Origin of the sequence: Peristeroidobacter soli, assembly GCF_004138485.1 — a bacterium.
Lineage (GTDB): Bacteria > Pseudomonadota > Gammaproteobacteria > Steroidobacterales > Steroidobacteraceae > Steroidobacter > Steroidobacter soli.
The window spans coordinates 1,760,357-1,786,710 of record NZ_ML142848.1; the positions used below are offsets into that span (position 1 = coordinate 1,760,357).

23 protein-coding genes are annotated in these 26,354 nt (G+C 62.8%); 12 read left to right on the forward strand and 11 right to left on the reverse strand.

Going from position 1 to position 26,354, the window contains the following annotated elements; all coding sequences use genetic code 11:
* The first annotated feature begins 14 nt into the window (after positions 1-14).
* Together EKO19_RS07365 and EKO19_RS07370 are read left to right on the forward strand one after the other, a co-directional pair.
* Positions 15-749, forward strand: a complete 735-nt coding sequence (locus EKO19_RS07365; RefSeq protein WP_129775683.1) for an RDD family protein — start codon at positions 15-17, stop codon at positions 747-749.
* Entirely contained in the window at positions 746-1,738 is a 993-nt protein-coding gene (locus EKO19_RS07370; RefSeq protein WP_129775684.1) for a stage II sporulation protein M, read from the forward strand. Before EKO19_RS07365 ends, EKO19_RS07370 begins: the two co-directional genes overlap by 4 nt.
* On the opposite strand, the gene EKO19_RS07375 is transcribed toward EKO19_RS07370, so the two are convergent.
* Genes EKO19_RS07375 through EKO19_RS07395 form a run of 5 tightly spaced genes read right to left on the reverse strand, consistent with a single transcriptional unit; the run spans position 1,716 to position 7,002 of the window.
* A complete protein-coding gene (locus EKO19_RS07375) occupies positions 1,716-3,014 on the reverse strand; it encodes a DUF58 domain-containing protein (RefSeq protein ID WP_129775685.1) in 1,299 nt (432 codons plus the stop codon). The two genes, EKO19_RS07370 and EKO19_RS07375, sit on opposite strands and share 23 nt — an antisense overlap.
* A 3-nt stretch (positions 3,015-3,017) precedes the next feature.
* Complete coding sequence (locus tag EKO19_RS07380) at positions 3,018-3,956, reverse strand: AAA family ATPase (RefSeq protein WP_129775686.1); 939 nt, start codon at positions 3,954-3,956, stop codon at positions 3,018-3,020.
* A gap of 8 nt (positions 3,957-3,964) precedes the next feature.
* Positions 3,965-5,281 carry a DUF4350 domain-containing protein gene (locus EKO19_RS07385; RefSeq protein WP_129775687.1) on the reverse strand — a complete coding sequence of 439 codons (1,317 nt, stop codon included), beginning with the start codon at positions 5,279-5,281 and terminating at the stop codon, positions 3,965-3,967.
* On the reverse strand, positions 5,278-6,195 hold the full coding sequence (locus EKO19_RS07390) for a DUF4129 domain-containing protein (protein ID WP_129775688.1): 918 nt from the start codon (positions 6,193-6,195) through the stop codon (positions 5,278-5,280). The genes EKO19_RS07385 and EKO19_RS07390 overlap by 4 nt, the downstream gene beginning before the upstream one ends.
* A gap of 3 nt (positions 6,196-6,198) precedes the next feature.
* Positions 6,199-7,002, reverse strand: coding sequence for a hypothetical protein (locus tag EKO19_RS07395; RefSeq protein ID WP_129775689.1), 804 nt, complete (start codon positions 7,000-7,002; stop codon positions 6,199-6,201).
* A 218-nt stretch (positions 7,003-7,220) separates the two neighbouring features.
* Here EKO19_RS07395 and EKO19_RS07400 point away from each other — a divergent pair, with 218 nt between their 5' ends.
* Together EKO19_RS07400 and EKO19_RS07405 are read left to right on the forward strand one after the other, a co-directional pair.
* Positions 7,221-8,084 (forward strand): SPFH domain-containing protein, encoded by an 864-nt coding sequence (locus EKO19_RS07400; protein WP_129775690.1) that lies wholly within the window; start codon positions 7,221-7,223, stop codon positions 8,082-8,084.
* A gap of 9 nt (positions 8,085-8,093) precedes the next feature.
* Positions 8,094-8,294 carry a type II toxin-antitoxin system antitoxin gene (locus tag EKO19_RS07405; RefSeq protein ID WP_129775691.1) on the forward strand — a complete coding sequence of 67 codons (201 nt, stop codon included), beginning with the start codon at positions 8,094-8,096 and terminating at the stop codon, positions 8,292-8,294.
* Here the strand turns inward: EKO19_RS07405 and EKO19_RS07410 are convergent.
* Both EKO19_RS07410 and EKO19_RS07415 read right to left on the reverse strand, forming a co-directional pair.
* A complete protein-coding gene (locus EKO19_RS07410; protein WP_129775692.1) occupies positions 8,291-9,454 on the reverse strand; it encodes a trans-sulfuration enzyme family protein in 1,164 nt (387 codons plus the stop codon). The genes EKO19_RS07405 and EKO19_RS07410 overlap by 4 nt on opposite strands.
* An 18-nt stretch (positions 9,455-9,472) precedes the next feature.
* Positions 9,473-10,837, reverse strand: coding sequence for a pyridoxal-phosphate dependent enzyme (locus EKO19_RS07415; protein ID WP_129775693.1), 1,365 nt, complete (start codon positions 10,835-10,837; stop codon positions 9,473-9,475).
* A 57-nt stretch (positions 10,838-10,894) separates the two neighbouring features.
* On the opposite strand from EKO19_RS07415, the gene prmC reads away from it, so the two are divergent.
* Together prmC and EKO19_RS07425 are read left to right on the forward strand one after the other, a co-directional pair.
* Positions 10,895-11,767, forward strand: coding sequence for a peptide chain release factor N(5)-glutamine methyltransferase (gene prmC, locus EKO19_RS07420; protein WP_129775694.1), 873 nt, complete (start codon positions 10,895-10,897; stop codon positions 11,765-11,767).
* 6 nt (positions 11,768-11,773) lie between these two features.
* A complete protein-coding gene (locus EKO19_RS07425) occupies positions 11,774-12,271 on the forward strand; it encodes a peptidylprolyl isomerase (RefSeq protein ID WP_129775695.1) in 498 nt (165 codons plus the stop codon).
* Between the two features lie 139 nt (positions 12,272-12,410).
* Here the strand turns inward: EKO19_RS07425 and EKO19_RS07430 are convergent, their stop codons facing one another.
* Positions 12,411-13,175 (reverse strand): outer membrane beta-barrel protein, encoded by a 765-nt coding sequence (locus tag EKO19_RS07430; protein WP_129775696.1) that lies wholly within the window; start codon positions 13,173-13,175, stop codon positions 12,411-12,413.
* 193 nt (positions 13,176-13,368) lie between these two features.
* Here EKO19_RS07430 and mtgA point away from each other — a divergent pair, with 193 nt between their 5' ends.
* The gene (gene mtgA, locus EKO19_RS07435) at positions 13,369-14,061 is read left to right on the forward strand and encodes a monofunctional biosynthetic peptidoglycan transglycosylase (protein ID WP_129775697.1); all 693 of its coding nucleotides are present in this window, start codon (positions 13,369-13,371) and stop codon (positions 14,059-14,061) included.
* A gap of 3 nt (positions 14,062-14,064) precedes the next feature.
* Here mtgA and EKO19_RS07440 read toward each other — a convergent pair whose 3' ends face one another.
* Genes EKO19_RS07440 through hppD form a run of 3 tightly spaced genes read right to left on the reverse strand, consistent with a single transcriptional unit; the run spans position 14,065 to position 17,304 of the window.
* Positions 14,065-15,048 carry a fumarylacetoacetate hydrolase family protein gene (locus EKO19_RS07440; RefSeq protein WP_129775698.1) on the reverse strand — a complete coding sequence of 328 codons (984 nt, stop codon included), beginning with the start codon at positions 15,046-15,048 and terminating at the stop codon, positions 14,065-14,067.
* A gap of 48 nt (positions 15,049-15,096) precedes the next feature.
* A complete protein-coding gene (locus EKO19_RS07445) occupies positions 15,097-16,224 on the reverse strand; it encodes a homogentisate 1,2-dioxygenase (RefSeq protein ID WP_129775699.1) in 1,128 nt (375 codons plus the stop codon).
* Positions 16,225-16,242: 18 nt separating this feature from the next.
* On the reverse strand, positions 16,243-17,304 hold the full coding sequence (gene hppD / locus EKO19_RS07450) for a 4-hydroxyphenylpyruvate dioxygenase (protein WP_129775700.1): 1,062 nt from the start codon (positions 17,302-17,304) through the stop codon (positions 16,243-16,245).
* An 80-nt stretch (positions 17,305-17,384) separates the two neighbouring features.
* On the opposite strand from hppD, the gene EKO19_RS07455 reads away from it, so the two are divergent.
* The 5 genes from EKO19_RS07455 (at position 17,385) to EKO19_RS07475 (ending at position 26,349) form a co-directional block, all read left to right on the forward strand.
* On the forward strand, positions 17,385-17,888 hold the full coding sequence (locus EKO19_RS07455) for a MarR family winged helix-turn-helix transcriptional regulator (RefSeq protein WP_129775701.1): 504 nt from the start codon (positions 17,385-17,387) through the stop codon (positions 17,886-17,888).
* Between the two features lie 133 nt (positions 17,889-18,021).
* Positions 18,022-19,107: a pyruvate dehydrogenase (acetyl-transferring) E1 component subunit alpha gene (gene pdhA, locus EKO19_RS07460; protein WP_129775702.1), complete on the forward strand. Its 1,086-nt coding sequence runs from the start codon at positions 18,022-18,024 to the stop codon at positions 19,105-19,107.
* Positions 19,108-19,116: 9 nt separating this feature from the next.
* Positions 19,117-20,094 carry an alpha-ketoacid dehydrogenase subunit beta gene (locus EKO19_RS07465; RefSeq protein ID WP_129775703.1) on the forward strand — a complete coding sequence of 326 codons (978 nt, stop codon included), beginning with the start codon at positions 19,117-19,119 and terminating at the stop codon, positions 20,092-20,094.
* Positions 20,095-20,105: 11 nt separating this feature from the next.
* Positions 20,106-21,368, forward strand: coding sequence for a dihydrolipoamide acetyltransferase family protein (locus EKO19_RS07470; protein WP_129775704.1), 1,263 nt, complete (start codon positions 20,106-20,108; stop codon positions 21,366-21,368).
* Positions 21,369-21,516: 148 nt separating this feature from the next.
* Positions 21,517-26,349, forward strand: coding sequence for an NAD-glutamate dehydrogenase (locus tag EKO19_RS07475; protein WP_129775705.1), 4,833 nt, complete (start codon positions 21,517-21,519; stop codon positions 26,347-26,349).
* Positions 26,350-26,354: the final 5 nt, after the last annotated feature.

A 26,354-nucleotide genomic window follows, 5' to 3' on the forward strand; every position in this document is an offset into this window, starting at 1 on the left:
AACAAGGAACAGCCATGGCCGCGCCTCAGGTCACCCTGCAGAGCATTACCGGCGTCGATATCGAGCTGCGCATCGCCGGCGTCGGCAGCCGCAGCTATGCCTTCGTGATCGACTGGCACATCCGCGCGATGCTCGCGTTCTCCTGGTGGGCGGTAGGCACCGCGCTGTCCTTCGGCGGGTTCACATCGCTGTTCAACGATGACGCCGCGCCCTCCAGCTACTATCTCTGGGTGGTCATGCCGACCGCCGTCATTTATTTCTTTTATCACCCGGTCCTCGAAGTGCTCATGCGCGGCAGCACGCCGGGCAAGCGCATGGCCGGCGTGCGCATCGTCACGCGCACCGGCGACATTCCCAACGCCGGCGCTTTGATGATCCGGAATCTGTTTCGTCTGATCGATGCGTTGCCCTTCGCGTATCTGGTCGGGCTGATCGCAACCATGTTCACCGCGCAGCACGTGCGCATCGGCGACATCGCCGCCGGCACGCTGCTGATCCTCGACGGCAAGGAACACGATGTTTCGTTGGCTCGGCTCGCGCCGGCGAACAGCTCGCTCGATCCCCGCGCCGCGGACTTGATTCACGAACTGCTGGAACGCTGGTGGGAGCTCGAATACCCGACGCGCCGCGAGCTGGCGCGCTCGCTGGTTGCTCGCACCGATAAATCGCTGTCGCCCGAGCAGGTCGGCCAGCTCGATGCCAATGAGCTGAGGGCTCGACTGGAAGCGCTGGTGAACCCGACCTCATGAGTGCCGAGGCCGGCATGCAGGCGTGGCTCGCGTCGCGCGTCGAGACCTGGCGGCAACTCGCGCCCCAGCTCGAAGCGCTCGAAAAGAGTCGCAATCACTCCGCCGCCGAAGCGCAGCAGGCCATCGAGTTGTATCGCGCGCTCGGCCGGGATCTGTCGATCGCCCGTCGCATCCTGCCAGCGAGCCGCGTGACCAAGGCGCTGGAACACAGCTACGCCAAACTTCACTCCATCATCTATCGCAAGCCGCACGACTGGCGGGCCCGCCTGCTCAGCTTGTTCCGGGACGAGATTCCCGAAGTCGTACACGAGCTGCGCGGCGCGATTCTCTGGGTGACGCTGCTGTTCGCGCTCAGCGCCGGCGCGGGCTGGTGGCTGGTCTCCGCGCATCCGGAGTTGATCTCGCTGCTCGCCGACGAAGAGACCATCAACAACGTGGAGCGCGGCAAGCTGTGGACCGAGGGCATTCTCAATGTCACGCCCTCTTCCGTGCTGTCGATCGGCATCCTGTCCAACAACATCGCCGTGACGCTGATGGCGTTCTGCGTCGGCATCTTCTTCGGGCTCGGCACGTTTTATCTGATCGCCACCAACGGGCTGATGCTCGGCGCCATGTTCGCCTTCACTCATCAGCATGGCCTGGCCGGCGAGCTGTTGAAGTTCGTCACCGCGCATGGCGTGGTCGAACTGTCGGTGATCTGCGTTGCCGGCGCGGCCGGCACGATGCTCGGTGAATCCTTGATCCGTCCGACGCATCCGACGCGTCGCGAATCGTTTCAGCACGCGGCCACCAAAGTCTCGCGATTGCTGGTGCTGTGCGCGCTGCTATTGGTGGGCTGCGGATTCATCGAGGGCTATCTGTCGCCCGATCCGCAGTTCCCCATGATCAGCCGCGTCATCGTCGGCTTCGGCTACGGCGTCGTGATGGTCGCGGCGATGACCGGTCACTTGTTCGGCCGCAAGCGCGTCAGACCCGACGTCGATGCCTGAACTCGAGGTACGCGTCGAACACGGCGCGTTCCATGTGTTCGGGACGCGTGACCAGGGCCGGCGCTCCCAGCGCGCGCAGCGCTCGAACGTTGCGCTCCAGTCGCGATAGATATTCCTGAGCGGCCAGCGCCTCATAAGGATCGAGCCAGGAACGCGCCGGCGCATCGCGCATCGCCTCCGCTTCGGGGCTGGAGATACCGGCGATCAGCGGCAAATGTTTCGGTAACAACAGGCGCGCCGCCGATGCGAGCTGGCCGGCCACGGTGGCATCGTCCACATCGGTCAACATCACGATCAGACTGCGATGGCGCACGAGCGTGCGGATGCGCAGCGCCGCGTTCAACGGATTCGACTCGGCCAGCTTCGGCGTCGCCGCCGCCAGCATCTGACGAATGCGCAATACGCTGCCGATGCCACGGCCCGGCGCGAGCGTGGCGAGCGGTTGATCGGCGAACAACATGACGCCGACCCTGTCGTCCTGCGCGACCGCATGCTCGGCGAAGCGGGCAGCGAGATTGATGTAATGACCGAGACGATCCAGGTCCCCGGCGCGCAATGCGCTGGTCCGTCCCGCGTCGATGGCGATGACGATATCGAGGTGCTGATCTTCGGTGTAGTCGCGACTGATCAACCGGCCTCGTCGCGCCGTCGCCTTCCAGTCGATGGCGTTCTGCGGATCGCCGACGCGATACTCGCGAAGCTGCAGAATCTCCGCGCCCGCGCCTTGATTGAAGTGAGCCCGCATGCCGCCGCCGAGGGCACTGATGCGTCCGGCCGAATCACGCAACAGCTCCGGCATCACTTTGAACGAATATTCCGGCTCGAGCCGACGCGACCACCACGCCAGTCCCAGCGGACCGCCGATGCGAGCTTGCATCCCCGGCCACACGTTTTGGCCGAGACGTCGAGGCGTTGCGCGCAACTCTATTGCTGCCGCCTCGCCGGAGGGCACGGACAGCATTTGAATCTCGTTGTTGATCTCGACTGCTTCGGGCGCAGCCGGCGCGACCTGGACTTCCAGCGCGCGTCCGAGTGCGTGACGAAACAACAGCTGCAGCGGCATCGAGCGACCCAATATTCCCTGGACCGGCGCGTCGACCGTCACGTTGGTTCGCGCACGCGTGACCATCAAACCTTCGTAGGCCAGCCCGAGCAGCAACAGCGCGAGCGGCAGCAGCCACAGCCGCTGCAGATCCGCCGCACCGCTCCACATGCCAAGAATGGCCACGAGCGCGGTGAGCACCGCGAACACGAGGCCATTGAGACGAAGATGCATGACTCAGCGAGGGACCGGCGTGCGATCCAGCAACTGCTGCGTGATGGTCTGCTCGGTCACGCCTTCGAGCAGCGCTTCGGGCGCCAGCATCAGGCGATGGGGAATAACGAGCGGCGCGACTTGTTTCACATCATCCGGCGTCACGAACTCCGCACCACGCATGCCCGCAGCGATTCGCGCCGCACGCACCAGTGCCAATACACCGCGAGTGGACAGACCAAGACTGACATGAGCATGCGAACGCGAAGCCGACGCCAGATCGATCACGTAACCCGACAACTCCGGCGCAACGTGGACTTGCTCGACGGCCTGACGAACCGCGGTCAGATCGATCGGCGGCAACTGTTGCGCCTCGACGCGAGCATGCGCGTCCGTGCTGCCGTAGCGAGCGATGATCGCCAACTCGTCTTCGCGAGATGGATAAGTGAGATCGACCCGTAGCATGAAACGATCGAGCTGCGATTCGGGCAGCGGAAACGTGCCTTCGAACTCGCGCGGATTCTGAGTCGCAACGACCAGGAAATTGTCCGGCAGCGGATAATTCTGGCGATCCACGGTCACCTGCCGCTCCTCCATCGCTTCGAGCAGCGCCGACTGAGTCTTCGGGCCGGCGCGATTGATCTCATCGACCAGCAGCACATCGGCGAACACCGGGCCGGGACGGAACACGAACTGCCGCTGCTCGGCGTCGAACGCGTGCACACCGGTGATATCGGCGGGCATCAGATCGGATGTGCCTTGCACTCGCTTGAACACGCCACGCAACGAGCCGGCCAGCGATTTGCTAAGCAATGTCTTACCCAGACCGGGCGCGCCCTGCAACAGCACGTGGCCGCGAGCGACGACAGCAATCGCCAGCGCCTGAATGACCGGCTGCAAGCCGAGCACCACCGCGCCCAATTCCTGTTGCAAACGTTGTTCGAAATCCACGAGGGCGTTCATTCTGTTCCCTATTCTAGAGCTGTCCGCAATCGTATCAGCAGGTTATGCAACTGAGACAGATTGACGCGCTTGCCTTGCTCGACCTTGGCGTGCAGAGCTTGCAGACGTTCGACGTCCCGCTCCGACACCATCGTCTGCGCACCCAGCCAGTCCCACATCGGCGCCGTGCCCGCGGGCAGACCGTGGCGTTTACGCGCATCGTTGAAGAAATTCGAGATCATTTGCTGAGCGACGGTGGCGGGCCGCATCACGCGCGCCATGAATCCGCCCGTGGCGCGCACGAATCCCGTGATATCCACCGGATTCCAGCTGGACTGCGACGGACGCAGGCGCTGCGAACCGAGCACGAACAGCAACCACAGGCCCAGCAGCCACCACAAGGTCGCATGCAGCCGCGAGTCGCCGAAGAAAGCATCGGGATCGTAGAAAGCCACCAGGCCTTGATGGGCATCGTCGAGGATGACTTTGCCAGCGCCACGCAACGACCACCGCACGATGTTTGCAACCAGATGCGCGTTGTCGCTCTCGCCCAGCAATCTGTTGCCGAGAATGCTGCCATAGGCACTGACGATGATCTGCCCCCTGCCCTCGGACAGCAGCCACAGCACCGGCACGCCCGACTCCGGATCGTGCGCCAGCTCCAGCACACTGGTGCCTTTCGCCCAACCTTCCCATTTCGCGGTGGGAAAATCGGACAGCGCGCTCACCTTGTTCACCCCTTCGAGCAGCGGATGCGTGCCCGCGGGAAGCATCTGCAGAGGCAGCGGCTCGGCAAGTTTGGTTTGCGCGGCGATCATTTGCATCGGCGTCGGCTGCTTCTCCTCGCTTTCCTCGTCATCTTCGCTTTCTTCGTCGCTGGCCTCATCACCCTCGTGCTTCTGTCCGAAGTACAGGCGAGTGATCGACTGCAGATTCAACAGAAACTGACTGTCGCCGCGAGGATCCATAGACCAGTCCGGTGTATCGGACAGACCGGCGACGATCAGCAGCGTATTGCCCCGCTGCACCCAGCGACGCAACGGCGGCATTTCGGAATCGCGCAGCGGATACAGATGCGGCATGGCGGTGATCAGTAGATTGCCGGTGTGCGATTCCAGCCCGGCGAGATCGCTCAGCTTGGTGAAGCGGTCGCGCAGCGACAGCACCGGCACACGTTCCGACTCCAGCCAGCGCGTGAGACCGAGATAGCCGTTCGGGCCAGCTTCGATGCTGATCGGACGCGTTGCCTGTTGCTCCTGCGGACCGGACGGCTTCGGCGCCATCACCACATAGAACGCGACGAACGCGCCGATGGCGAGCGCCAATGTGAGCAAGCGATCTCTCATGTCGCCGCCGCCTTCAATTGCGCGTCCAGGCTGTGGCCGACGCGCAGCGCTTCATCCAGGTCATCGCTCGCGACCTCCCGGCCGCCAAAGACTTCGCGCTCGGCGAGCTGCGCGATCTTTTGGAAAGACTCACGCTGCGTGGAATCGTCGAAGCGCGCGCGTTTCGTCAACTCGCGATGAGTCAGACTCTGCGCGCCATTCAAACGTCCGGTCTTGACCAGCGTTGCAATCAACATTCTCAGCAACGCGGACGGTCGCTCGCCACTGAGCGCCAGATCCAATCTGGCGGCGCCCGCCGCGCCCGGAAGATCGGCCGCAGCCGCTTCCGCTGCGCCCCTGCGGCCGCGGACCGCCAGACGCACCTCATTGATGACAATCCCCAGCGTGAGCAATACCACCAGAGTGATCGAGCCGTAGACCACGATCCATATCACCACTTCCGGCAACGGATGCTCGTCCAGCCAGCGACTCAGCCAGGACTCGGTATTGGCGTCGGGTTGGATCTGTTTCTTTTCGAAGAGCTGGTGCAGCCATCGCTTGAGCCGCTCGTACCAGGACAGCGACTGCTCCGCCACCGGCGGCTGACGCAACGATTCGAGCAGCGGATCGAGACTCTCGGTGCCGATGGCTTCGCGCTCGGGCTCGTTCTCATAGCGACTGACGAGCGCGCGCAAGCTATCCAGGCCATCGCGATTCAACACACTGAGCTGATTCTCGGACACCAGATCCGTGAGCCCGAGTTCTTCGAGCGCCACCCGGAGGTCGGGGCAGGTCTCCTCGATGTCCTCCAGACCGATGACGTCAGGTTCGAGCGAACGAACGCATTCCTCGAGCACTTGCCGAGCCGGACCCTCGCTTTGCGCGAAGGCCGCCGGCACGGCAAGCAACCACAGGACGAGAAACGCCAGGCGCACGAATCAGGCAGCGCTCAATGCATTCACGCGCGCGGCGAGATCGCCGCCTTCTTTGCGCAACTTCAGATCCCAGTAGAGCGCGATCATCACCGCGCTGGTGAATGGAGAAATCAGCACGTTGACGACTGCATTCAACACCAGCTGCACGACCATCCCGGCCACCAGCGAGTCCGCGGCCATGCCGGCGAACGGCGTGATGATCGCGACGACGAAGCCCACCGCGATGAAGAGCACGACCAGCAGGATCGCGGTCACCGTGAAGACGGCACAGGTGCGCCACCAGTTGCCCCACACCAGTTTGTGACTGCCGATCACCGCCTCGATGGGGCCTTTGGTTTCGAACACCACCAGCGCCATGTACATGATCAAGCTCAGCATCAGGATCAGGCCGGGCACGATCAGCAGAATGGAGCCTACGGTGATCGCGATACCGTACACGATGGTCGCGCCGATCAGCGGCAGCAGGCGAAGCAACGCCACGCGAAACGCCTCGCCGGTGCTCATCGGCTCATCGCTGCCGATCGAGCGCTGCTTCAACAACATCGCGCTCGCCCCCCACATCGAGGGCACGACGGAGATCACCACCATCACGACCATGGTGCGGAAGAAAGAAAAATCGCCCGCGGCGATCGCCTGCGGGTCCAGGGTCGACATGCCGACGAACAGAAAATACAGCCCCGGCAGCAGGCTCATGACCGCGATCAGCAGCGAGATGGGCCACACCGCGCCGAGCGACTCTTTGTACAACTGGAACGCCGTGTCCAGAACGCCGCCGATGCCCTGCGGCTGGGTGGGCTGAATGGCCATTGCACAAATCTCCCTGGTGTTGGTCTCGATGGATCGCGAGATACGGCGCCCGCTGAGGCGCATCGGCGGCGCAGATCATCGCGGCGCCCCGGGCCAATGGCAAATATCCCTTTCGCAAAACCAGGGGCTTAGCCTCATCGGCCGGGCCATTCTGGCACAGTGATATCAGTTTGATATCTACCCATGGTAGGGTCTCTCTGAAAAATCAGGAGAAGGCCATGAAAGAGCGACAAGTATTGACCCTGCCCGGCGTGCCCATGGTGTTGATCCTCTTGGTGTTATTGGCGGTCTGCGGCTGGTGGCTGTGGCACTCGGTGAGCGCCTTCGTCTCGCCCGTGCCGCCGATGGTGGGTGGGGCTCTGGTGGCCTTTTGCGGGATGGGGTTCTTCATCGTCCAGCCCAATCAGGCGGCGGTGATGCAGTTCTTTGGCAAGTACGTCGGCTCGGAGCGTGCCAGCGGCCTGCGCTGGGCCAATCCGTTCTATTCCAAGAAGACCGTGACTCTGCGCGTGCGCAATTTCGAGTCCAGCAAGTTGAAGGTCAACGATCTGGAAGGCTCGCCGATCGAGATCGCCGCGGTAGTGGTCTGGCAGGTGCACGATGCCGCCGAGGCCGTGTTCAACGTCGACGATTACGAAAACTTCGTGCAGGTGCAGAGCGAGGCGGCGCTGCGCCAGATGGCGACCTCGTATCCCTACGATCTGCACGAGGAGCACAAGGTCGCGCTTCGTTCGCACGCCACCGAAATCAACGAACATCTGCGCAACGAAATCCAGGATCGGCTGGCGCAAGCGGGACTGACGGTAATCGAGGCTCGCGTCAGCCATCTCGCCTACGCACCCGAAATCGCGCAGGCCATGCTTCAGCGTCAGCAGGCCGCCGCGATCATCGCCGCTCGGACGCGCATCGTCGAAGGCGCGGTGACCATGGTGCACATGGCGCTCGAACAGCTGGCGAGGAAAGATGTGGTCCACCTCGACGAAGAGCGCAAGGCGGCCATGGTGTCGAACCTGCTGGTGGTGTTATGCGGTGAGCGCGGCACGCAGCCCGTGGTCAACGCCGGCACGTTGTATAACGGCTGAGCCAATCCGTTGGCCGAGAAAAAAGCTTATCCGCTGCGCATCAGCAGCGACGTACTCGACGCCGTGCAACGCTGGGCGGCGGATGAGCTGCGCAGCGTGAACGCGCAGATCGAGTACGTCCTGCGCGATGCGCTTCGCAAGGCGGGACGAATCAATTCCTCCTCGCCCCCGCCGCCCGTCGAGGGCGGCCAGGACACGGAAGGCTCTTAACTGGCGAGCGCCTGCTCCAGATCCGCGAGCAGATCTTCGACATCTTCGATCCCCACCGACAGCCGGATCAACGAGTCGTCGATGCCGAGCTCGCGACGCTTCTCGACTGGAATCGAGGCATGGGTCATCAGGCCGGGATGATCGACCAGGCTTTCCACGCCGCCCAGACTTTCCGCGATCGTGAAGACCCGGCAGCGCTCCAGGAAATGTTTGGCCTCGCCCAGCCCGCCCTTGACGAAGAACGTGACGATGCCGCTGAAACCATTCTGCATCTGACGTTTGGCCAGCTCATGCTGAGGATGGCTGGCCAGCCCCGGATACAACACCTTCGCGACGTGCGAATGTTTCTCCAGCCAGCCGGCGATTCGTAACGCGCTCTCGCTCGACTGGCGCATGCGCAGCGCCAATGTTTTCAACCCTCGCAACGCGAGGAAACTGTCGAACGGCCCGCTGACCGCACCGACGGCGTTCTGCAGGAACCCGATCTTCTCCGCGAGCTCGTTGTTGCCAGTGACCGCGACGCCGCCGATCATGTCGGAGTGGCCGTTCAGATATTTGGTCGCCGAATGCATGGTGATGTCGGCGCCCAGCTCGATCGGCCGCTGCACCCAGGGGCTCGCGAAGGTGTTGTCGACGACGGTCAGAATGTTCCGCTTGCGCGCGAACTCGGCGACCTGCGCGATATCGACCAGGCGCAGGGTCGGATTGGTCGGCGTTTCGATCCAGATCATCCTGGTCGTCGGACGCACGGCCGCTTCCAGCGCCTTCTGGCTGGTCAGATCCGCGAACGTGATGTCGAGGCCGGCCGAGCGTTTACGCACACGTTCGAACAAACGGAACGTGCCGCCATACAGATCGTCCATCGCGACGATGTGACTGCCGGAGTCGAGCAGCTCCAGCAGCGTGCCGGTCGTCGCCATGCCGGAGGCGAACGCGAACCCGCGCACGCCACCTTCGAGATCGGCGATGCATTTTTCCCAGGCACTGCGAGTGGGATTGGACGTGCGCGAGTAGTCGTACCCCTTGTGCACGCCGGGACTGCTTTGAGCATAAGTCGAGGTGGCGTAGATCGGCGGCATCACCGCGCCCGTGCTCGGGTCGGGCGCCTGACCGGCGTGGATGCAGCGAGTGCCGAAACGCAACGAACGGGAGTCAGTCATGGTGTCCTCGGGAGCGGATTATTTGACCTGGCGGCGCAGATAGTTGAGCACGTCGGAACGTGTCACGAGGCCGAGGAATTTGTCGCCATCCATCACCGCCGCCGATGACAGCACCTCGAGCATGGCCACCAGATTGTTCAGCGTCTGGCCTTTGTCGACGCGCAGGAACGTGCTGGTCATGGCCTTGTTCACCGGCTCGTTGAACCGTTCCGGATGACCGAACGCAAACCTGAGGATGTCGTCTTCGGTAACGATACCGATGAGCTTCTCCCCATCCATCACCGGCAACTGCGAAAAACCTGCGTTGCGTAGACGATTGTGTGCCGTGGTGAGCACGTCGTTCGGCCCGACCGTGATCGTGGCGCGCTCGCCGTGCGGACGGCCGATCAAGTCGCGCAGGTCGCCGTACGTCTCACGCTGGATGAAGCCTTGATCCTCCATCCAGAAATCGTTGTACAGCTTCGACAAATACCGCGCGCCCGTGTCGCACGCCAACGTCACGACGCGCTTCGGTGTCTTCTGCTCGCGGCAATAACGCAACGCTGAAGCGAGCAACGTGCCGGTGGACGAACCCGCGAGCACGCCCTCTTTCTGTAACAACTCTCGCGCCACCGAGAACGACTCGGCGTCCGAGATGCTGTACGCACGCTTGGTCATGGAGAAGTCGGCGATCTCGGGAATGAAATCCTCGCCGATGCCTTCCACCAGCCAGCCGGTCTTCTGAGTCATCTTGCCGGTGGTGATGAACTCCGCGAGGATGGAGCCGACCGGATCGGCCAGCACCAGCTCCACATGCGGCGCATGTTTCTTGAAGAACGCCGCGAGGCCCGCAATCGTGCCGCTCGAACCCACGCCGATCACCACCGCATCCAGCTTCTGCCCCATCTGTTCCCAGATTTCCGGCGCGGTGGTGCGCTCGTGCGCCTTGGGATTGTCGGGATTGGCGAACTGGTTGATGAAGTACGCGTTGTTGCGCTTGGCGATGGCCGCGCCCAGGTCCTGGTAGTACTCGGGATGGCCCTTGCCCACATCCGAGCGCGTCAACACCACTTCGGCGCCGAGCGCGCGCAGGTTGAAGATTTTTTCCTGGCTCATTTTGTCCGGTAACACCAAAATGAGCCGGTAGCCCTTTTGCGCGGCGACCAGCGCGAGGCCCAGGCCGGTGTTACCGGCGGTGGCTTCGACGATGACGCCGCCGGGCTTCAGATCGCCTCGGCGTTCGGCTTCCTCGATCATGGACAGACCGATGCGATCCTTGATGGAGCCGCCAGGATTCATGTACTCGAGCTTCAGGAACAGCTCGCAGGGCCCCGTATCGAGTCGATGCAGCTGCAACATGGGAGTGCGGCCAATCATCTCGATCGCGTTCTGATAAACGTGCATGGAAGACTCCGTCAGCAATCCAAGTCAGTAGCCAAGTGTGTTAGTCCAACGTCATTCATGCCCGCCGTCAAATCCTCGCAAACCGTATCCGATGCTCTGCATACCGCAACGATGCTGTTGTCGCGGTCCTCGCCCTCCGCGCGCCTCGACGCCGAGTTGCTGCTGGAGTACGTAACCGGGCTGTCACGGACCAATTTCCGCGCCAACCCGGAGCGCGAGCTGCCGGCCAATGCCGGCTGGTCGTTTCAGCAACTGGTCAAGCGTCGTTCGCTGGGCGAGCCGGTTGCATACATCCGCCAGCAGCAGGAGTTCTGGTCGCTGCTGCTCGAGGTGAGCTCGGCGGTGCTGATTCCGCGCCCGGAGACCGAGTTGGTAGTCGAGCGCATGCTGGCTCACATAAAGAAGGAAGACCCGGTCCGAGTTGCCGACCTGGGCACCGGAAGTGGCGCCATTGCGGTCGCGCTCGCGCATGAGCTGCGCCAGGCGCGGGTCACCGCGATCGATGCGTCGAAGGATGCGCTGGAACTGGCCAGTCGCAATATCGGGCGACTGCAGCTGACCAACGTCTCGCTATTACACGGCAGCTGGTTCGCGCCCGTGACCGGGCAGAAATTCCATGCGATCGCGTCCAATCCCCCCTACATCGCGCAGGACGATCCCGACCTCGCGCCCGACGTGCGCAAGTTCGAGCCTGTCATGGCGCTGATCTCGGGGCGGGCTGGATTCGAAGCGCTCGACAGCATCATCCGCGATGCGCCGACACACCTGGAACCTGAAGGCTGGCTGGTGCTGGAGCACGGCTGGAAGCAGGCGGAGGGGGTCCGTCAGCGGCTTGTGCGCCAAGGCTTCGTTCACGTAACCTCGCACGCCGATCTGGCCGGCCACGAACGCGTCACCGAAGGCCAATGGCCCGGCCCTCAACGAGGATAAGCGCCCATGCTCGAATTCAAGACCACCAAAGGTACTTTCACCGTCCAGCTGTTCGACAAGCAGGCGCCGATCACGGTGGAGAACTTTTATCGCTATGCCGACGAAGGCTTTTTCGACGGTACCATTTTCCATCGCGTGATCCCGAACTTCATGGTTCAGGGCGGCGGCCTGACCGAAGACCTGAAGAACAAGAAAGGTCATGAGCCGATCCAGAACGAAGCCACCAACGGCCTGAAGAACAAGCGCGGCACCTTGTCGATGGCCCGCACCAACGACATCAACAGCGCCACCTCGCAGTTCTTCATCAACGTGGTCGACAACGACTTCCTGGACCACAAGGGCGCCAGCAACTACGGCTATGCCGTGTTCGGTCGCATCGATTCGGGCATGGAAGTGGTCGACGCCATCGTCGGCGTGAAGACCGGCAGCCGCGGCGGCCATCAGGACGTGCCGGTGGAGCCCATCATCATCGAGTCGGTCAAGCGGATCGAACCGAAGGCCTGACTAACAAAATCGAGCTTTCGAGTACCCGCCCGGGTACATGGATGTACCCCGCCGCTGCAAGCGGCGGGCGAGCGGCAAAAGTCACGCCTTTTGCCGCCTCGCCAGGAGGGTCGTGGCAGGGATGCCCGATCCCGACTTTTTATTTGAACAGCACGCCGACGTTGATCACGTCGATGTCCTGCTCGTAAGCCTTGTCGTCGTCGCCCACGTCGAAGAACTTCTGATATTCCACGCGGATCGCCAGGTTCGGCGTCGCATTCCAGGTGGCACCGATGCCGGCGAACAGCTCGGTCTGACTGGCGTCGATGCGCTCGTGGTAGAAATTTTCCTTGAACTCGACGTCGGTGATCCGGATCGTCTGGCGCGTATCGGCCAGGAAGATGCCGGCCTTGCCATTGAATTCGAAGTGCTGGCCCACCGGCACGAACGCCACGACCGACGCGGTCGGGCCGGCGCTGCTGAAGCGATAGCCCATGGCGTAATCGATGTTCTCGTTCACAGTGAGCAGATTGCTGTTGAGCACGCCGTCGAAGTCGTATTTCACTTCGCCCAGGTTCACGTAACCGATTTCCATGCCGACCCACTTGTTGAAGCGGTAGCCGACCAGCGCGCCCCACACGCTCGTGGTGTCATCCAGTGAGGAAGGATCGCGACCGAGGTCGGTCAAGGTCCAGGTGCCGGGGTTGGTCGGATTGTCGTTGTAGTCGTCCGCGATGTTGTCGAGGATGCCCTGCACCCAGTTGGTATCGAAGGTGGCATCGATATCGCCGCGCGAAGGCATGTCGGTCATGCCGCCGCCGCCCCAGACGCTGAAGTAAAAGCCGCTATATTCCTCGGCGAGTGCCGGAGCCGACAGCACACAGCCCAGTGCCAGCCCAGCCAGCAAGCGAGTCTTATTGATCATGTCCCATCTCTCCGTAAGTTCCGTGACATCATTTGTGGGGATAGCCAATCCCAAGATTTTGGGCGGGGATGGTAGACGATTATGTGCAATCAAACAGCGACTGGATCACACTTGACCGGCGCGTGAGCCGCTTTCGTGACTCATGTCCGCTTCGGTTTCCGCTATAACCCCCGCAAATCATCGCCTACCCCGAATGTTTCGTTTCCTCGCCTGGCTGCTGGTCCTGCTGCTTTTGCTGAGCGTCGGCCCGGTAGTTTTACTGAGATGGGTGGACCCGCCGACCAGCGCTTTCATGCTGCGGGAAGCCGGCCCGGTCCGCTACCGGTGGGTGGATTGGGAGCGGATCTCGCCCCACGTCAAAGTGGCGGTGATTGCTTCGGAGGATCAGAAGTTTCCGGAGCACCACGGTTTCGATTTCGATTCCATCAATGACGCCCTGGAGGATCGCGAGCGCGGCCGCCGGGTGCGCGGCGCCAGCACGCTGTCGCAACAGGTCGCGAAGAACCTGTTTCTCTGGCCCGGGCAGAACTGGATCCGCAAGGGCCTGGAAGCCTACTTCACGGTGTTGATCGAGACGCTGTGGCCGAAGAAGCGCATTCTCGAGGTATACGTGAACATCGCGGAATTCGGCAGCGGGGTGTTCGGCGTGGGCGCCGCGTCCGAGGTATTTTTCAGGAAGCCGGCCGCGCGACTCAGCGCACCGGATGCGGCCTTGCTGGCGGCCGTGCTACCGAACCCAAAGCGGATGAAAGTTGGCGCGCCGTCCGTTTACGTCCGCTCGCGCCAGCTATGGATTCTCGGGCAGATGCGGGGGCTGGGTGGCGTCAGCTTGTTACAAACGATCGACCCGCCGCCCCCCAAGCCATCGAAGAAGAAAGCGGCCTGAGGCTCAGCCCGCGCGCACGACTTTCTGATCGATCGCGCCGAAGATGCTGCGGCCGTGGCCATCGAACATCTCGATGCGCACCGAGTCGCCGAACTTCATGAACGACGTCACCGGCTTGCCCTGCTCGATCTGTTCCAGCGTGCGACGCTCGGCGATGCACGCCGATCCCAGCGAACGGTCGTAATTTGAAATCGTCCCCGAGCCGAGCACCGTGCCGGCGCGGGCGTTGCGCGTCTTGGCGACGTGCTCGATCAGGCGCGCGAAGTCGAACGTCATATCGACACCGCAGTTCGGCCGACCGAAGGGCTTGCCGTTCACATGCACGACCAGCGGCAGATGAAGCTTCGCTTCCGACCAGGCCGCGCCCAATTCATCCGGGGTGACCGCCACCGGCGAGAACGCCGTCGCCGGCTTGGATTGATAGAACCCGAAGCCCTTGGCCAGCTCGTTCGGAATCAGATTGCGCAACGACCAGTCGTTCACCAGCATCACCAGCTTGATGCGATCGAACGCGCCCTCACGCTTCGTGCCCATCGGCACGTCGTCGGTGATCACGGCGACCTCGCCTTCCAGGTCGATGCCGAACTCCTCGCTCGGCACCGGCACGTCGTCGCGAGCGCCGAGGAAATCATCCGAGCCGCCCTGATACACCAGCGGATCGGTCCAGAAAGTCGCCGGCATCTCCGCGCCGCGCGCCTTGCGCACCAGCTCGACGTGATTGACGTAAGCGGAACCGTCCACCCAATGATAGGCACGAGGCAGCGGCGCCATCGCGCGCGCCGGATCGAAGGCGAACGAGTCTTTCACATCGCCCTTCTCCAGCGCGGCCGCGACCTCGGCCAACTTCGGCGATACATTCGACCAGTCATCGAGCGCGGCCTGCATCGTCGGCGCGATGTGGCCGACCGCGACCGCCTTGCTCAGATCGCGACTGACGACGACCAACTGACCGTCGCGACCGGAACTCTTCAGGGTAGCTAGCTTCATAGTTCAATACAGCTCGACATCAAAGCGGGCACTGGAGCGGGCCGCCAGTTACTTCTGTTTCCAACTATCGACGTAACCGGTCCACTCGACGGCCGCGGCGGACTCGGTGATCTCCAACGCATCGCGCGTATCGATCATCACCGCGTACTCGTCGGTCGCCGGCTTCGACTGCACCAGCATGTTCTTCAGCGCCTTCGGATGCGGGCCGTGCGTGAAGCCGCAAGGATGCAGCGTCATCATTCCCGGCTTGATGTTGTCGCGCGAGAAGAAATCGCCCGCGTGATAGAACAACACCTCATCGTAGTCGTCGTTGTTGTGGAAGAACGGCACCTTCAACGCACCGGCATCGGTTTCGAACGGCCGCGGCACGAACGTGCAGATCACGAACCGGTTGCCGACGAACGTGGTGTGCGCCGACGGCGGCAAGTGATAGCGATGGCTCATCACCGGCCGGAGGTCCTTGACGTTGATACGCACCACCGAAAGATCGCCATGCCAACCGGTCGCATCGAGCGGGTTGAATGGATACGTGACTTTCGAAATCGCATTGTTGCGCTTGACGCGCACCTGCCAGCTGCGATCGTCGCTTTGCTGAGCCACGAACGCCGCATCCATCCTCGGCACATCCAGCATCGCCGGATCGAAGATCGCATGGTTGCCCAGCAACCCCTTGTCCGGCAGCGCGTAGCTCGAGTTCGTCGCTTCGATCAACAGCGCGAACATCGGCTCCTTCAGCTCGATACGCCACATCGTGCCGCGAGGGATCACGACGTAGTCGCCGGCCACCACCGTCAGATGGCCGTAGTCACAGTGAAACTCACCCGTGCCCCGATGCACGAAGATCAACTCGTCGCCGTCGGCATTGCGCGCCAGGTGATCCATGGACTCATTGGCATTCCACACCCGCACACTGACGTGCGCGTTGCGCAGAATCTCCTTCGCTTGCCACGGCGATGGTTGCTCCTGCTCCAGCCTGGTCAGATCGAACGCATGCGGGCGCAGCGGTCCTTCGAACTCCACCCAGCCGGTCGGCGGATGGCGATGATGAAAGAATGCCGCCGGGCCGAAGAAGCCTTCCTTGCTGATCTCGCGCTCGAACGTGCCCGCCGGCATATCGGCATGCGCCTGCCGCGAAGCCGTGCCTTCGACGTGAGAGGGGGTGATGGGTCGCTTCATGGAAGCACCTGCTTGCAGTTAAATCACGCCCCGGCGCATCTGGTCGAGCTCGATCGACTCGAACAGGGCTTTGAAATTGCCTTCGCCGAAGCCGTCGTTGCCCTTGCGCTGGATGATTTCGAAAAAGATCGGGCCGATCACGTTCTGGGTGAAGATCTGCAACAGCAGGCCTTCGTTCTTGGCCGGATTGCCGTCGATCAGAATGCGACGCTTGCGCAGCTCGTCCAGATTCTCGCGATGCCCCTCGACGCGCGCGTCGACACCTTCATAGTAAGTGTCCGGCGTGTCTTGGAACGCCACGCCCTGCTCACGCAACACATCGACGGTGTGCACGATGTCCGCGGTGCCAAGCGCGATGTGCTGAATGCCCTCGCCCTTGTACTCGCGCAGGTACTCTTCGATCTGCGACTTGTCGTCCTGCGATTCGTTGATCGGGATGCGGATCTTGCCGCACGGGCTGGTCATGGCGCGGCTGAACAGGCCGGTCTTCTTGCCTTCGATGTCGAAGTAACGGATCTCGCGGAAGTTGAACAGCTTCTCGTAGAAGCCGGCCCACTTGTTCATGTTGCCGCGGGCCACGTTGTGCGTCAGATGATCGATGTAGGTCAGTCCCGCCTTGCGGCTCAGCGCCGCGCCTTGCACCGGCACGAAGTCGACGTCATAAATCGTGTTCTCGCCGTAGCGATCGACCAGATAGACCAGGCTGCCGCCGATGCCTTCGATGGCCGGAATGTTCAGCTCCATCGGGCCGACTCGCGTCTCGACCGGCTTGGCGCCGAGCTCGACACAACGCTTGAACGCGTACGCCGCGTCCTTCACGCGGAACGCCATGGCACACGCCGACGGGCCATGCTCGCGCGCGAAGCGCTGACCGAAGCTGTCCGGCTCGGCGTTGATGATGAAATTGATGTCGCCCTGCCGGTGCAACGTGACATTCTTGCTGCGATGGCGGGCAGTGGCCGGAAAGCCGAGCCGCTCGAACAAAGTCCGCAACAGCTCGGGATCCTCGGCGGTGTATTCGACGAACTCGAAGCCGTCGGTGCCGAGCGGGTTGTGACTGTCGTGGGCGGCGCTGCTCATACTCATTCCTCGGTTCCGGAACCAATGGTTACAATTGAAACTATATCGCCACGCGTCGTCAAGGGCCCTACTCGCAAGCCATGAACGGGACTAAAGAAAAAGCTGCCGACTTGCCGCCGGCAGGGCTGCCGCCGGCAGGACCGCCGTTGCAGCTCGATCGTTTCATTCCCTACCGGCTGTCGGTGCTGACCAACACGGTCAGCATGGTGATCGCCAGCGCCTATGAGCGGGAATTCGGCCTGAGCATCCCGCAATGGCGGGTGATGGCGGTGCTGGCCCAGTCGCCGGAACTGTCGGCCATCGAAGTCGCTGAACGCACGGCCATGGACAAAGTTGCGGTCAGCCGGGCGCTGCAGGGGCTGATCGATTCGAAGCGGGTGCTGCGCGCCTTCGACAAGGGCGACCGGCGCCGCTCCATCCTGCGGCTGTCCGCCGCTGGACAGGCCGTCTACACGCGGGTCGCGCCCATGGCTCTGCGCTACGAAGCTGAGCTGCTCGGCGCATTGAGTCCGGAAGATCAGCGTACGCTCGATGACTTGCTGACGCGTCTGATGGAGCAAGCGAAATCCATGCAAACACGTTAACGAGGGATCGGGGTACATCCATGTACCCTGGCAGTACTCGATAGCGTTGGGAAAATCTTCGCTATAATTCGCGCCGCTTGCATAGCTGCCCTGTTCGTTGGTCAAAAATGGGCAGCTGAAGGAGCGGCGACGAGTGAGAACAGTGGCGGAGTTTCGGATCGAGTATCTGCGGCAGCTGAGCCCGCAGGGCCGACCGCTCGATGAGCTGCCGGCGTTCGCGGCCGACAACGAGGAGTTGTTGAAGATGTTCGCGGCCATGCTGCGAGCCCGGACCTTCGACGCCAAGGCCATCAATCTGCAACGCACAGGCAAGCTCGGCACCTACGCACCCTGCCTCGGTCAGGAAGCCGCTCATGTCGGCGTCGGCGCGGCGATGCGTCCCGAGGATTGCCTGGCCATCGTCTATCGCGAGATCGGCACCCTGTTCTGGCGCGGCGTGAGCATGACCGAAGTGCTGCTGTACTGGGGCGGCGACGAGCGCGGCAACAACTTCGCCGTGCCTCGCCACGATTTCCCCTGGTGCGTGCCCATCGCGACTCAGACGCTGCACGCGGCCGGCGCCGCCATGGCCTTCAAGATTCGCAAAGAGCCTCGTTGCGCCGTTGCGTATATCGGCGACGGCGGCACCTCCGAAGGCACGTTCTACGAAGCGATGAACCTGGCCGGCGCGCGCCAGCTGCCGATCGTGTTCGTCATCGTCAACAACAAGTGGGCGATCTCCGTGCCCATCGAACAGCAGACCGCGTGCGAAACCCTGGCGCAGAAGGGCATCGCCGCCGGCATCCCGGGCGTTCAGGTCGATGGCAACGACGTGATCGCGGTTCGCGATTGCATGGCCCGCGCGCTGGAAAAAGCCCGCACTGGCGGCGGCCCGACCGTCGTCGAAGCGCTCAGCTATCGCTTGAGCGATCACACCACCGCCGACGATGCCAGCCGCTACCGCGACGAAGCTGAAGTCGCCGAAGCCTGGAAAACCGAGCCGATGATCCGGCTGCGCAAGCTGCTCGAATCCCGTGGCGTGCTCGACGCAGCGCGCGAGCAGGCGATGAAGGCGCAATTCACACGCGAGGTCGACGCCGCCGTTCAGGAATATCTGAACACGCCGCGCCAATCCAGCGACGCTATGTTCGAGCATCTGTACGCCAATCCGCCTCCGTACCTGGAGGAGCAGAAGGAACTCGCGCGTCGTTACGCCGGCACCGGCCGGCCTTCTCACTGAAGTCCTCGCATGCCCAAAGTCACAATGGTCGAAGCCATCGCGATGGCGCAGGCGTGGGAACTGGCGAACGATCCCAGCGTGGTCGTGCTCGGTGAAGACGTCGGCAAGAGCGGCGGCGTGTTTCGCGCCACCTCGGGATTGTTCGAACGCTTCGGTGCCGATCGCGTTCAGGACACGCCGCTGGCCGAGAACATGATTGCCGGCATGTGTGTCGGCATGGCGGCTCAAGGCATGCGGCCGGTCGCCGAGATTCAGTTCATGGGCTTTCTGTATCCGGCCATCGATCAGATCGTCAATCACATGAGCCGGCTGCGTCATCGCACGCGCGGGCGCTTGTCGTGCCCGGTGGTCATTCGCACGCCGCACGGCGGCGGCATTCACGCGCCGGAACATCATTCGGAATCCGTCGAGTCGATGATCGCGCACGTGCCCGGTATTCGCGTGGTCTGCCCTTCTTCGCCGGCCCGCGCCTATGGATTGTTGCTCGCGTCGATCCGCGATCCGGATCCGGTGCTGTTCCTCGAGCCGACCCGCATCTATCGACTGGCGAAACAGGAAGTGGCGGACGACGGCGTCGCCGCGCCACTCGATGTTTGTTACATCCTGCGTGAAGGCGAGGACGTGACCCTCGTGACCTGGGGCGCGATTGCGACCGACGTTTTGCAGGCGGCCGAGCAACTGGCGGCGCAAGGCATCAGTGCTGAAGTCATCGACCTGGCGACCGTGAGCCCGATCGACTCGGAGACGATCCTCGACTCCGTGGCCAAGACTGGCCGGCTGGTAATCGTGCACGAAGCCGCGCGCAATTGTGGTGTTGGCGCGGAGATCGCGGCCATCGTCGCCGAGCATGGTCTCTACGATTTGCTGGCGCCGATTCAACGCGTCACCGGTTTCGATACCGTCGTGCCGCTGTACCGACTCGAGAACGATTACATCCCCAGCGTGGCCCGCATCGTCGATGCGGCGAAAGCGACCCTGGCCGGCTAGGAACAAGACTCATGAGCGTAACGTTCAACCTCCCGGACCTCGGCGAAGGCCTGCCCGAAGCGGAAATCGTGTCGTGGCACGTCCAGGAGGGCCAGCGCGTCGAAGTCGATCAACCGTTGTTGTCGGTTGAAACCGCCAAGGCCGTTGTCGATGTGCCGAGCCCGTACTCGGGCAACGTCGTTCGCTTGCATGCCAAGGCCGGCGATACCGTTCAAACCGGTCGGCCGCTCGTGGATTTCGATCTGCCCTCGCAAGCCGCCGCCAGCGCGAGCTCATCGCCGTCGCATGCTCGAGCACCATCGAATCAGGGCACGGCGACCGGGCGAGCGACACCGCCGAATCAGAGCAACGTCGCCGGACAAGCGGCACCGTCCAATCAAGGCATGGTCGTCGGCCACATGGCGACTCGTAACGAAGAGCTGGTCGATCACGCCATCGTCGGTCGCGGCCGTCGCGCCTTTCGAGATCGCGAGCGGGTGCGTGCGGCGCCGGCCGTTCGCATGCTGGCCAAACGATTGGGCGTCGAGCTGTCCGCGTGCCAGGCGACCGGCCGGCATGGACTGGTAAGCGTCGACGACGTGCTCGCCAGGGCAACTCTCAGCAAGTCGTCACAACGGGCACCCGCCGTGCCCGGGCTCACCGATGCCGACAAGCTGCGCGGTCCTCGGAAGGCCATGGCTCAAAGCATGGCGCTGTCTCGTGATGAGATCGCAATGTGCACAATCTTCGACGACGCCGACATCGACGTCTGGAAGGATCGTGGCGACATCAGCATTCGACTGGTCCGAGCAATCGTCGCTGGCGTCAAGGCGGAACCGGCACTCAACGCGTTGTTCGATCCCGCCGGCCCGTCGCGCAAGCTGATGGAACAAGTGCATCTGGCCATCGCGGTGGATACCAGCGAGGGTTTGATCGTCCCGGTGCTGCGCGATGTCGCTTCGCAATCGGCCACACAGTTGCGTGCCCAACTGGACGACATCAAGCAACGTACGCGCGCGCGTACCATCACGCCGGACGAAATGCGTGATTACACGTTCACACTTTCCAACTTTGGTACGGTCGCGGGCCGGTATGCAACGCCTCTGGTGGTACCGCCGACGGTTGCAATCCTGGCCGCGGGCAAGTTGCAAAGAGACGTGGTTGCCGGCGTAAAAACCGCGGAAATCCACGTTCGTCTGCCGCTGTCATTGACGTTCGACCACCGCTGCGTGACCGGTGGCGAAGCCTTGCGTTTTCTGGCTGCCGTGATCGCGGATCTGCAATTGCCGAGCTAACTGCCGAGCCGCGGTCCACGCTCTGACCCGTCAAACTAACCAGCAAGCAGTTTAAACGTTCGTCGTTATTCCATTTTGGTGCATCCGGCGCCACGGCGCTCTATTACCCTATGCACCGTCATAGTTCATCTCTCGTTAGTTGCGCATCATGACGACAACCATTCCCGCCGCTCGACAAAAACTGATCGAACGTATCGCACAGTCCGCCCGTGCCTTGAAAAAGCGGGGCGATCCGCTGGATGTGCAGGAGTTCGTCCGCCAGTACTACCGCGGCGTCGGTGAAGAGGATCTCGCTGAATACAAGAGCGAAGTACTGGCCGCGCTGGCGCTGGCACATCTGCGCAGCTCGACCGTGCGCAAGCCCAATCGTCCGCAGGTGCGCGTGTTCAATACGGACGAAGCACGCGATGGCTGGAGCAGTACGCACACCATCGTGGAAGTTACTACCGAGGACATGCCGTTCCTGGTGGATTCGCTCGGCATGGTGCTGACGCAGGCTGGCCTCACCATTCATATGATGGTTCATCCGGTGCTGCCGATCCGTCGCGACCGCGCCGGCAAGCTCGAACAGCTCGGCGAGAACGGCGACGGGCGGAAGTTCCTGCACGAGTCCTGGCAGCACATCGAGATCGATCGCATCGGCGCGCCGGAGCGGCTGCAGGAGATCGAGCAGAAGCTGTTACGCACCCTCGAAGACGTGCGCCTCGCCGTCGGCGACTGGAATGCGATGCGCCAGCGCGCCACCGAGCTCGCCAACGAGATCGAGCGCGAGAATCCCGGCGTGCAACCCAGCGAAGCGCGTGAAGCCAAAGCGCTGCTCGACTGGATGGCCGCCAATCATTTCACTTTCCTCGGCTATCGCCAGTACGAATTGAAACGGGGCCGCAGCGAAGACCTGCTGGTGCCCATGCCGGAAACCGGCCTCGGCATTCTGCGCACTCGCAAAGGTTATCGCGCCGAGCCGACCGTGCTCACCGGCGAAATCCGCGAGCATGCCCGTCAGCCCGAGCTGATGCAGATCACCAAAGCGAACTCGGTCTCCACCGTGCATCGCTCGACGTATCTCGACTACGTCGGCGTGAAGACGGTCGACTCGCAAGGTCGAGTCACGGGCGAGAAACGTTTTCTCGGTCTGTTCACATCGGCGGTTTACAACCGCAGCCCGCGTGAGATTCCGGTGCTTCGTCACAAGATCGAGCGGGTGGTCGGCCACTTCGGTCTCGATCCGACCAGCCATGACGGCAAGGCCGTCGTGCACGTCCTGGAAACGTATCCGCGCGACGAGCTCTTTCAGGCCAGCATCAACGATTTGATCCGCAACGTCCGCGGCATCGTCAATCTGTACGAGCGCCAGCGCGTCCGCGTGTTCCTGCGCCGGGACACGTTCGGTCGCTTCTATTCCGCCCTGATCTTCGTGCCGCGCGACCGCTACAACACGCAGGTCCGCCAGAAGATGGAAGCGGTGATCAACGACAAGCTCAAGGCGACCGCCATCGAATCGCAGATCCAGCTGTCCGAATCGGCGCTGGCCCGCGTGCACATGATCATTCGCCTGCCGGCCGGCGGCGGCCCGCGCATCGATGCCGAAGAGCTGGAGACGCTGATCGCCGAAACCGTGCGCACCTGGAACGACAAGCTCCGCGACGCGCTGATCGAAAAGCACGGCGAACTGGATGGCCGCCTGCTGGTGGAGAAATTCCGTAACGCCTTCCCGGCGGCGTACGAAGAAGACACCACCGCCGCCGTCGCGCTCGACGACATCCGTCAGCTCAACGAAGTCATTGCCGACGCCGACCGGATCGTCATGCGCCTGGCCAGCGGTGAAGGCAAGACGGTTCATCTGCGCCTGTTCCGGACCGCCTCGCCGATCGCGCTGTCGCAAGCGTTGCCCATCCTGGAAAACATGGGTTTCATGATCGTCAGCGAGCGCCCGTATCGCATCGCCGTGGCCGGCGGCCGGCCGATCTGGCTGCAGGATTTCGAGATGCAGCGTCGCGACGGCGGCAGCATCGATCCGGCGACTCTGGGCGAGCGCTTCACCGAAACTTTCTCGGCGGTGTGGACCGGTCGCGCCGAGAACGACGGCTTCAATCAACTCATCGTGGTCACCGATCTCACCTGGCGTCAGGCCAGCGTGTTGCGCGCTTACTGTCGTTACGCCATTCAGACCGGCGCCAGCCTCAGCCAGGCCTACATGGAGCAGGTGCTGACCTCGAACTCGAAGATCGCGACCCTCCTGTCGCAGTTGTTCGAGGCGCAGTTCGACCCGACCCATAAGACGGCCAGACGCAGCGCCGACGTGGAGCGCCTGAAACAGGAGCTGGCCGGCCTGCTCGACTCGGTGCGCAGCCTCGATGAGGACCGCATCCTCCGCCGCTTCGCGCACGCCATCCAGGCCACCTTGCGCACCAACTATTTCCAGACCGACGCGAGCGGCGCGCCCAAGCAGTGGCTGTCGTTCAAGCTCGACTCACGCAGCATTCCTGAAGTCCCGCACCCGCGGCCGGCGTTCGAGATCTTCGTTTACTCGCCGCGCGTCGAAGGGGTTCACCTGCGCATGGGCCAGGTCGCCCGCGGCGGCCTGCGCTGGTCCGATCGTCGCGAGGACTTTCGTACCGAGGTTCTGGGCCTGATGAAGGCGCAGAACGTGAAGAACACGCTGATCGTGCCGGTCGGATCGAAAGGCGGTTTCGTGCCCAAGCGCATGCCCGCCGGTGCCAGCCGCGAGGACGTGCAGCGTGAAGGCGTCGAGTGCTATCGCACCTTCATCTCGGCCTTGCTCGACATCACCGACAACATCGTCGAAGGCAAGATCGTCCCGCCGGCCCAGGTGGTTCGTCGCGATGGTGACGATCCTTACCTGGTGGTCGCGGCCGACAAGGGCACGGCGACGTTCTCCGATATCGCCAATCGCCTCGCCGCCGACTACAACTTCTGGCTCGGCGACGCGTTTGCCTCGGGCGGTTCGGCCGGTTACGACCACAAGAAGATGGGCATCACCGCGCGCGGCGGTTGGGAGTGCGTGAAGCGCCACTTCCGCGAAATGGGCGTCGACACCCAGTCGCAGGACTTCACCGCGATCGGCATCGGCGACATGGCGGGCGACGTGTTCGGTAACGGCATGCTCCAGTCGCCGCACACCCGCCTGCTGGCGGCGTTCAATCATCAGCACATCTTCCTGGATCCGGAGCCGGACGCGGCCGCTTCTTATAAAGAGCGTCAGCGCATGTTCAATCTGCCCCGCTCCACCTGGGAGGACTACAACAAGAAGCTGATCTCCAAAGGCGGCGGCATCTACGCGCGCAACGTCAAATCGATCAAAGTGTCGCCGCAAGTGCAGGCCATGCTCGGCATCAAGCGCGACTCGTTCACGCCGATCGAGCTGATCCGCGCGATCCTGTGCATGCCGGTCGACCTGCTGTGGAACGGCGGCATCGGCACGTACGTAAAAGCCACCGACGAAACTCATATCGACGTGGGCGATCGCGCCAACGACGCCCTGCGCGTCAACGGCCGCGACCTGCGCTGTAAAGTCATCGGCGAAGGCGGCAACCTCGGTTTGTCGCAACGCGGTCGCGTTGAATACGCACTCGCCGGCGGACGCATCAACACCGACTTCGTCGACAACTCCGGTGGCGTCGATTGCTCGGATCACGAAGTCAATATCAAGATCCTGCTCAACAACCTGCCCAAGCGCGCCGGCCTCACACTCGAAAAACGTAACGAGCTGCTGGTCGACATGACCGACGAGGTCGCATCCTTGGTCCTGCGCGACAACTATCTGCAGAGCCAGGCGCTGTCGATGCTCGAAGCCCGCGCCAGCAAGGATCTGCTGGAGCATGCGCATTCGATCCGTCGTCTCGAAGTATCCGGGCTGCTGGATCGCGGCCTGGAATTCCTGCCGGCCAGCGAAGAAATCACCGAACGTCATCAGGCCGGCAAGGGCCTGACGCGGCCCGAGCTCGCCATTCTGCTGGCTTACGCCAAGATGGCGCTGTACTCCAAGCTCATCGATTCGGATGTGCCCGAAGACCCTTACCTGGGTCATGAGCTGGAACGTTACTTCCCGGCCCTGATGCAGAAACGCTTCAGCAAATATCTGCCCGAGCATCGGCTGCGGCGGGAGATCATCGCGACCGCGACCACCAACAGCATCGTCAATCGCATGGGCCCGACGTTTGCTCGCCGGGTTCAGGAAGACACCGGCGCCAATGCCAGCTCGGTGGCCCGCGCCTATGCCATCGCTCGCGAGTTCGTCGCCATGCGCGATACGTGGGCCGACATCGAAGCGCTCGATACCAGGATCGCGGCGTCGGTTCAGTACGAAATGATGTTCGAGACCACGCGGCTGCTGCGCTTCTGCACCTACTGGCTGATCCATCGTCAGAGTGGCCAGCTCGACATCGAACGTCAGGTGTCGCGCTTCCGTAGTGGCATGAAGGAGCTGGATGCTCTGTTGCCGAAGGTGCTGAGTGGCGACGATCTCTCGGTATTTAACACTCGGCATGCCCGTTACAGCGCCGCGTCCGTGCCCGACAAACTGGCCAAGCGCATGGCCAGCCTGGCGGCGCTGCGCTCCGGGCCGGATCTGATCGAGATCTCCGAAGGCAGCAATCTGTCGCTCGACCGGACCGCCGCGCTCTACTTCGGCGTCGGCACGGCGCTGTCGCTGGACTGGATCCGGGAGCAAGTCGAAGTGCTCGGCGTGGAGGGTCATTGGCAAGCCGTGGCCCGCACGACTCTGCGCGACAACGTCTACAACCTGCAGCGAGTCCTGTGCCTGCAGGTCATCGCGGAGTCGAAACGCTCCAACAAGGATGGCAAGGTCGCGCCCGCCGAATTGCTCGAGGGTTGGATCGCTCGCCATCGGGCCGCGGTCGATTATTTGCGCCAGACGGTGGCCGACATGCGCGCGTTGCCCGCGATGGACTTTGCAACGCTGTCGGTGGCCCTGCAGGCGGTGCGCCGAATGACGGAGTAAGCAAC